The sequence below is a fragment of the Brevibacterium sanguinis genome (assembly GCF_039528855.1).
Lineage (GTDB): Bacteria > Actinomycetota > Actinomycetes > Actinomycetales > Brevibacteriaceae > Brevibacterium > Brevibacterium sanguinis.
Genome location: NZ_BAAAMB010000015.1, coordinates 75,736 through 83,271, shown reverse-complemented (window position 1 = coordinate 83,271; position 7,536 = coordinate 75,736). Strand labels below are relative to the sequence as shown.

General features: G+C 69.8%; 7 protein-coding genes and 1 pseudogene. All 8 read left to right on the top strand.

Going from position 1 to position 7,536, the window contains the following annotated elements:
• The first annotated feature begins 78 nt into the window (after positions 1 to 78).
• Entirely contained in the window at positions 79 to 225 is a 147-nt protein-coding gene (locus ABD154_RS15930) for a hypothetical protein (RefSeq protein ID WP_344251624.1), read from the top strand.
• A 327-nt stretch (positions 226 to 552) separates the two neighbouring features.
• The gene (locus ABD154_RS15925; protein WP_094426311.1) at positions 553 to 1,965 is read left to right on the top strand and encodes a Rep family protein; all 1,413 of its coding nucleotides are present in this window, start codon (positions 553 to 555) and stop codon (positions 1,963 to 1,965) included.
• Positions 1,962 to 2,552, top strand: a complete 591-nt coding sequence (locus tag ABD154_RS15920; RefSeq protein ID WP_342037490.1) for a hypothetical protein — start codon at positions 1,962 to 1,964, stop codon at positions 2,550 to 2,552. Before ABD154_RS15925 ends, ABD154_RS15920 begins: the two co-directional genes overlap by 4 nt.
• Positions 2,549 to 3,010 (top strand): annotated as a pseudogene (locus ABD154_RS15915) (relaxase/mobilization nuclease domain-containing protein); the annotation flags it as partial. The gene ABD154_RS15920 and the pseudogene ABD154_RS15915, both read left to right, overlap by 4 nt.
• Positions 3,011 to 3,419: 409 nt before the next feature.
• A complete protein-coding gene (locus ABD154_RS15910) occupies positions 3,420 to 4,322 on the top strand; it encodes a hypothetical protein (RefSeq protein ID WP_342037489.1) in 903 nt (300 codons plus the stop codon).
• Positions 4,323 to 4,411: 89 nt separating this feature from the next.
• Positions 4,412 to 4,771 (top strand): Cd(II)/Pb(II)-sensing metalloregulatory transcriptional regulator CmtR, encoded by a 360-nt coding sequence (gene cmtR, locus ABD154_RS15905; protein ID WP_223399569.1) that lies wholly within the window; start codon positions 4,412 to 4,414, stop codon positions 4,769 to 4,771.
• A complete protein-coding gene (locus ABD154_RS15900) occupies positions 4,768 to 6,669 on the top strand; it encodes a heavy metal translocating P-type ATPase (RefSeq protein WP_223399776.1) in 1,902 nt (633 codons plus the stop codon). Before cmtR ends, ABD154_RS15900 begins: the two co-directional genes overlap by 4 nt.
• A 31-nt stretch (positions 6,670 to 6,700) precedes the next feature.
• Positions 6,701 to 7,510: an LLM class flavin-dependent oxidoreductase gene (locus tag ABD154_RS15895; protein WP_344251623.1), complete on the top strand. Its 810-nt coding sequence runs from the start codon at positions 6,701 to 6,703 to the stop codon at positions 7,508 to 7,510.
• Positions 7,511 to 7,536 lie beyond the last annotated feature (26 nt).

The following is a 7,536-nucleotide window of genomic DNA, read 5'->3' as shown; positions in this document are numbered from 1 at the left end:
TTGTCCTTGGTGTGGCTGGGATCCGGGACGATCACGGACACACTTTTTGGCCTATAACCCCGCCTCTACGACCTCGGCGTGCTTCGCTCCGTGCTGGAGGAGGCCGTCGAGATCGCCGTCGCCGATGCTCGCGCCGACGGGGTGACCTGGGTCAGGATCGGCGACGCCCTCGGCGTCACCCATCAGGCCGTCATCAAGCGCTACCGCAAGGGCGGTGGTCGCTGATGCGAACCGACGCCCGCAACCCCAGCACCGCTCCCGCCGACCTGACCCCGCCCGGAGGGCCTGGCCTGGCACCCGCCGAAGGCGGGATGCCCGTCGTCGTGAACTCCAAGAGTTCTGAGACCCTCATTCGTTCCTACGGGCGCGGCAAGGGCTTGTCGATTGCCGCGCCTTGCAACAACACGCCTGGTCAGAAGGCGTTTCTGCGCTCGCTCCGTCACGCGGCCACGCGGGATCATTTGGGGTCTCATTTGGGGGTCAATAGGGGGTCATTTAGGCGCCGGACTCCCTCTGAGAGTCGTCGCGCCTCCCACGGTGGGGGTAGTCGCCGTGGCTAAGCAGGAGAACAACCCGACGAGCATCGGGCTCACGCAGTACCTCGATCCGTCGTACTGGACCTGGGCCGCCGAGGACGCGAACGGTGCCGCGCTGCTCCGGCAGGGAGCCGAGACGATCCTCGCCTACGTGGTGCAGCGGCTCGAGGCCATCGGCTGCGAGGTCATCGAGGCCTACGGCATCGTGCACGACAAGGACGAGCGCGAGGTCTGGAGCGACACGGAGAAGGCGCTCGTGGTCGAGCCGAAGCCCGAGCACCTGCACGCGGTCATCAAGTTCGCCAGCCGCGCGAAAAGCGCCCCGCTGGATCGGCTCGCGTTCGGCATCGGCGTCGAGCCTCAGTACGTCGAGAAGCCCGGTCGCGGGCGGTACGCCTTCGACAACATGCTGTCGTATCTGACGCACGTGAAGTACGCGGACAAGCACCAGTACGCGCCGTCGGAGGTCGCCACGGTGCGCGGGCCGGACTACCTCGGCATCGATGCCCAGCGCCGGGAGACGTGGCTCAAGGGTCGCGCGCACGTGAAGAAGAAGGTCGTCGCCGAGAATTTCGAGGACATGCGTGAGCGCGTGCTCCAGGGAGAGGTCACGCGCGATCAGATCATGCTCACCGATGAGCTGTTCGACATCTACTCCCGGCATCAGCGGGAGATCGACGACGCTCTGTCGGCCTACGGCCAGCGCCGCGCGTACCGGGCGGCGGCGAAGCTCCGCGCCGGGGAGTTCTCGACGCACGTGGTGTTCGTCCACGGGGATGCCGGGATCGGCAAGACGCGGTTCGCCACGGACTTCATCACGGCAGCGCTCGACTCGGTGAACGCCCACGGCGAGCGGTGGCAGGTCTACCGGGCCGCGACGGGGAACCCGCTCGATGACTGGCGCGGGGAGGAAGTGCTGCTGCTCGACGATCTGCGGGCCTCGGCGATGGACGCGAACGACTGGTTGCTGCTGCTCGATCCGTTCAACGCTTCTCCGGCGAAGGCTCGCTACAGGAACAAGGGGGAGGTGGCCCCGCGGCTCATCGTCATCACGGCCACCATCGAACCCGTCGAGTTCTTCTACTACGCCCGACAGAAGGGCAACGTGGACGAGGCGCTGGACCAGTTCATCCGTCGCCTGGCGTCCGTGGTGAAGGTCTTCCGCGCCGATGACATCAACCGGTACCTCGTGCAGCACATCGGGAAGATCGAGCCTTACGAGTGGCACCAGTGCAGCGTTCCGGCCGCCGCGCACACGCCCGGCATGTACGGCAACGCGTACCACCAGAACGCCGGGTCGCGGGAACTGACCTACGGTCCCGAGACCTCGGCGGAACACGACGCGGACGGCGCGGTCGCCGAGCTGCTGGGCGGACTCGCGGTGCGCAGCCCAGACGTGCCGATGGCGCTGATCGGAGGTGCGGCATGAGCACCGAGCTCGATGGACACTTCCAGGGGATCGAAGGGGGCGGAGCCCCCTCGCAAGCAGCCACGGAGGGCACGAGCGCCAGCGATGTGTCCGACGGGGCTACTGCTTGCCACTCTGGCGTACAGGTGGAGCAGCAGGCCGACTCCCCGGTGAGCACCGGTCGGGCTGATGCGGAGGTTGTGCGGCAGAGTCACGGCGGCGCGAAGCGTCGTCGTGGCAGCGGCGGGCGGCTCGATACCCGCTTCGATGACGCCACGCTCGGGGCGCTGCGCACTCGTGCGAAGCGGCTCGGGCTGGCTCCGAGCACGTGGGTGCGGAGCGTCGTGCGCGATGCCCTGCACGCCTCTCGGAGCGAGGAGCTGGACGCCGCCGTGGCCGCACGCCTGCTCGGGGTCGAGACGCGCGCGCAGGCCTCGGCGGACGCCCGGGAGCTGGCCGCGCAGGTGCGCCCGCTGGCGATCAACGTCAACGACCTGGACCGCCGTGCACGGGCCGGTGAGGCGGTGGCGCTGTCGGCGGAGGTGCCCGAGCTGATCGAGCTGCTGCGCGAGGTCCGCGCCCTGCTCGGTGATCGGACGGTCTCATGAGCACCACGCACTACAGCCCGAGCACGAGCGCCGCGGACACGGAGCGCTACATCCGGGGCAAGGAGGACGAGCGCGGGGTCGCGGTCACGTGCGACGTGCCGGGAGGCCCGGGAGCGTTCTCGGCGCGCGCCCGCGCGCTCACGCAGCACACGAAGCGCGACGTCGAGGCGCTGCACTACAGGCAGAGCTTCAGCGATGAGGAGTTCGACCCGAAGAGCCCGGAGGACGTGCAGCGGGTGAATGATCTGGGCTACCTGCTGGCGAAGAGGATGCACCCGGATTCGGACTGCCTCGTCTTGACGCATGTGGATGGACGTGGCCGCAAGCCACACAACCACATCTTGGTCATCAACCACAACAACCGGACCGGGAAGGCGCTCAGCGACTACCGCACGTTCCACGACCGCAAGGCCGGGAACCAGCGGGGCGTGCAGTCGGCGAACGACGAGCTGATGCGCGAGCACGGCCTCTCGGTCGTGAAGCGGCTGGAGCACGCGCCGAAGGACTGGGAGCTGCGCCGCGAGGACTTCGCTGAGGGTGGGCTCGACCGTGAGATGGGCGACCGTATGAGCGCAGCCCTGGCCGATCCCCGCGCGGTGGATAAGGCCGGTCTCGAAGCGGTGATCGAGGAGCAGAACCAGCGGCTCGGCGACGACGAGCGGGTGCCGCGGATGCGCCTGCACACCGCCGTCAGCAAGCGGGGCAAGAACGTCGGCAAGGAGACGTGGACGCTCTACATCGAGGACCGCCGCGGCGAGTCCGGGCGCGCCGAGCGCCGCAAGCGCACGAGCGCCCTCTCTGCGGACTTCACCCCGGAGGGCGCGCAGGCGTTCTTCGACTACCACCAGCAGCAGAAGGAGCAGGACCATGAGCGCAGCGCTCGATCGATTGAAGCAGCAGAACGCGCAGGACGAGCAGCGGCAGCAGCTCGGCAGTCCGGAGACGATGGAGGCGTTGACCTCGATCCTCGCCGCCGTCGAGGCGCAGAATGCGAGGCTCGACCGGCTGGCCGAGCAGCAGAAGAAGCTCGCGGGGTTCGTGAAGGTCATGGACGAGGAGACGACGAGGCGGCTGGAGCGGATCACGGCCCCGCCGTCGACCTCCTCGCCCTCCAGCGACGTGTCCGAGAGGATCGCGAGTATCGCGAGCAGGCAGAGCGAGATCGCGAGCACGCTCGGCGAATTCGCGCAGAGTCTCGACGGCGAGAAGCTGAAGAGCGCCTCGCAGAGCTTGATCGTCGAAGCGCAGAGGAATCACACAGTTACGACCGCAGCATGTGAAGCGCTCAAGGCACAGGCCGACGAGAGCAGGGCGCTCGTGAGCAGGGTCGGCGGTGCCGTGCAGCGGATCGAGAAGCGCACCGAGGAGCGCGTGCAGAAGGCCGTCGAACAGGTCGCCGGGGAGGCCTCGGCCACGATGACGGCGAACCTCGACGCCGCGAACGAGCGGGCCGAAAGGGTCATCGCCGCGACGGCGAAGGTCGAGGCGCGCCAGCTCTGGAGCGCCGCCGCCGCGATGCTCCTCGCGCTCGTGCCGCTCGCGATGCTGGTCGCGGGCGTCTGGATGGCCGTAGCGGGCCTGATCACGGGTGCTCAGTGGGCGCTGGACGTGGACGGGAGCGTGTGGCTCGGCATCGGGCGCTGGCTCGTGGTCAGCGCTGGTCTCGCCAGTGCCGGCTACGCCCTCTTCGCCTCCGCCCGCTGGATCGTCGGCCTGGCGGAGACGTGGAGGGGCCGCGGGATGCCGACATGGCCCCGCTGGCGGAGGTGACCCCAGCTCCCGAGGGCAAGCGCGCGGAGCGCGTGCGGCAGAACTCCACAGAGTGACAATAGGTCAGTGCCTGCTGTATAGTTCAGTGCATGCTGACCATTGCTTCTCGCCTCGACGTCGTGAACCGGCTCGGCCGGGCCATGGCGGACCCGACGCGCTCCCGGATCCTGATGACCCTGTTGGACGGGCCGAGCTACCCGGCCGTGCTCTCGCGCGAGCTGGAGCTGACGCGCTCCAACGTGTCGAACCACCTGACCTGTCTTCGCGACTGCGGGATCGTAGTCGCCGAGCCCGAGGGTCGGCAGACGCGCTACGAGATCGCCGACCCGCACCTCGCGGCGGCGCTCACGGCGCTGGTGGACGTGACGCTGGCCGTGGACGAGCACGCGCCGTGCGTGGACGCCGAGTGCACGGTGCCGGGCTGCTGTGGGACGGGAGCGGGCGCGTGAGCGCGGCGTGCGGCTGCGACGAGCCGGAGACCCGGGTCGGCGAGGAGGCCGAGGAGGAGCGGGAGCGTCCGTGGTGGCGTGACCGCGGGATCATGGTCCCGGTGTTCTCCGGCGTAGCGTTCGGCACGGGCCTGGTCCTGGAATGGACGGGTGCGGAGATCCCGGCGCTGGTGGCGTTCTGGATCGGCCTGCTGCTGGGTGCGTCGACGTTCACGCCCGGCGCGATCCGCAAGCTGTTCACGGGCAAGCTGGGCATCGGGCTGCTGATGACGATCAGCGCGGTCGGCGCGGTCATCCTCGGCTACGTCGAGGAGGCCGCGGCGCTGGCGTTCCTGTACTCCATCGCCGAAGCGCTGGAGGACAAGGCCATGGACCGCGCCCGCGGCGGGCTGCGGGCGCTGCTCAAGCTGGTCCCGGAGACCGCGACCATCCGGCAGGACGGCGCGCCCGTGGAGGTCGCCGCGAAGGATCTGGCCGTTGGTCAGCTGATGCTCGTGCGTCCGGGTGAGCGGATCGCGACCGACGGGATCGTCCGGACGGGCCGGTCGAGCCTGGACACCTCGGCGATCACCGGGGAGTCGATCCCGGTGGAGGTCGAGCCCGGCGACGCGGTGTCGGCCGGGGCGATCAACACCGCCGGTGCCCTGGAGGTCGAGACGACCGCAGCGGGCACCGACAACTCGCTGACCACGATCGTGGAGCTGGTGGAGCAGGCGCAGGCCGAGAAGGGCGACCGTGCCCGCCTGGCCGACCGCATCGCCCGGCCGCTCGTGCCCGGCGTGCTGATCCTCGCCGCCCTCGTCGCGATCATCGGCTCGCTGCTGGGCGACCCGGAGCTGTGGATCACCCGAGCCCTCGTGGTGCTCGTCGCCGCGTCGCCGTGCGCGCTGGCGATCTCCGTCCCGCTGACCGTCGTCGCCGCGATCGGCTCGGCGAGCAGATTCGGCGTGATCATCAAGTCCGGTGCCGTGTTCGAGCGGTTCGGCGTGATCCGCCACGTCGCCGTCGACAAGACCGGCACCCTCACCCGCAACGAGCCCGCCGTCACCGCCGTCCTCACCGCCGACGGCGTGACCGAGGCGCAGGCCCTGGCCTGGGCGGCATCCCTGGAGCAGCACAGCACCCACCCGCTGGCCGCCGCGATCACCGCCGCCGCACCCGGAGCCCCCGCCGCCCTGGAGGTCACCGAGCAGGCCGGGCACGGCATCGAGGGCACCCTCGACGGGGCCCGGGTCACCGTCGGCAGCCCCCGCTGGCTGGACGCCGGGACGCTCAAGGACCAGGTCGCCGGCCTGGAGGAGCAGGGCATGACCGTCGTGATCGTGCACCGCGACGACGTCCCGGTCGCCGCGATCGGCGTCCGCGACGAGCTGCGACCCGAAGTCCCCGAGGTGGTCCGCACCCTCGCCGCCCAGGGCGTCGGGATGACCATGCTCACCGGCGACAACGCCCGCACCGCCCGGGCGCTGGCCGCGCAGGCCGGGATCGAGGACGTGCGCGCCGAGCTGCGCCCGGAGGACAAGGCGGCCGCGATCAGCGGACTGGGCAGGCACGGCTCGGTCGCGATGATCGGCGACGGCATCAACGACGCCCCCGCCCTGGCCGCCGCGGACATCGGCATCGCGATGGGCGCGACCGGCTCCGACGCCGCGATCGAGTCCGCCGACGTCGCCTTCACCGGCCACGACCTGCGGCTCCTCCCGCGGGCGTTCGACCACGCCCGTCGCGGTCGGCACATCATCAATCAGAACATCATCCTGTCGCTGCTGATCATCACCGCCCTGTTGCCGCTGGCCCTGTTCGGCGTGCTGGGGCTGGCCGCGGTGGTGCTGGTGCACGAGATCGCCGAGGTGATAGTGATCCTCAACGGTCTCCGCGCTGCCCGGACGAGGAAGTAGGAGGGAGGTCGTCGAGTGTTATAACTCCGACATGCGCTATGAGAACCCGCTCTACCTCGCCGAGGAGGCCGCAGCGCTCGACATCCTCGCCGACGGCCGCGTGGCCCTCGGCGTCAGCCGCGGATCACCGGAGCCGGCCGAGCGCGGGTGGGAGGCCTTCGGCTATCTCGACGCCGAAGACGCCAAGGGCGCGAACATCGCCCGCGCGAAGTTCGGGAAGTTCATGGCCGCCGTCAAGGGCGAGAAGATGGCTCCGGCCGACCCGAAGCAGTTCGGTCCCGGTGCCCGGCTCTCCATCGAACCGCACGCCCCCGGCCTCGACCGCCGCATCTGGTGGGGTGCGGCGACCCGCGCGACAGGGGAGTGGGCGGCCGAACAGGGCGTCAACCTCATGAGTTCGACCTTGCTCACCGAGGCGACCGGTGACTCGTTCGCCGACCTCCAGCGCGAGCAGATCGACAAGTTCCGCGAAGCGTGGAAGGAGGCCGGTCACGACTGGACCCCGCGCGTGTCGGTGAGCCGCAGCATCTTCCCGATCACCACCGATCTCGACGACCTCTACTTCGGACGCCGCTCCCATGAGGACGGCGACCAGATCGGCATCATCGATGACATGCGCTCGACGTTCGGCAAGACCTATGCGGCCGCTCCGGACGTCCTCATCGAGCAGCTCAAGGACGACCCGGCGATCGAGGCCGCCGACACGGTCATGCTGACGATCCCCAGCCAGATCGGCGTCGACTACAACCTCCACGTCCTCCAGTCCTTCGCCGAGCACGTCGCCCCGGCACTCGGCTGGAAGCCGAACTGGGAGGGTCCGGTCACCGGCTACCCGATCTGAGCCGCTCCGCCTCAGGGCCCGGCGCA

Bases quoted from the DNA above. Each gene is read 5' to 3' on its own strand.
- ABD154_RS15920 (WP_342037490.1), top strand. From the start codon at position 1,962: ATGAGCACCGAGCTCGATGGACACTTCCAGGGGATCGAAGGGGGCGGA.
- ABD154_RS15910 (WP_342037489.1), top strand. From the start codon at position 3,420: ATGAGCGCAGCGCTCGATCGATTGAAGCAGCAGAACGCGCAGGACGAG.
- cmtR (WP_223399569.1), top strand. From the start codon at position 4,412: ATGCTGACCATTGCTTCTCGCCTCGACGTCGTGAACCGGCTCGGCCGG.
- ABD154_RS15895 (WP_344251623.1), top strand. From the start codon at position 6,701: ATGCGCTATGAGAACCCGCTCTACCTCGCCGAGGAGGCCGCAGCGCTC.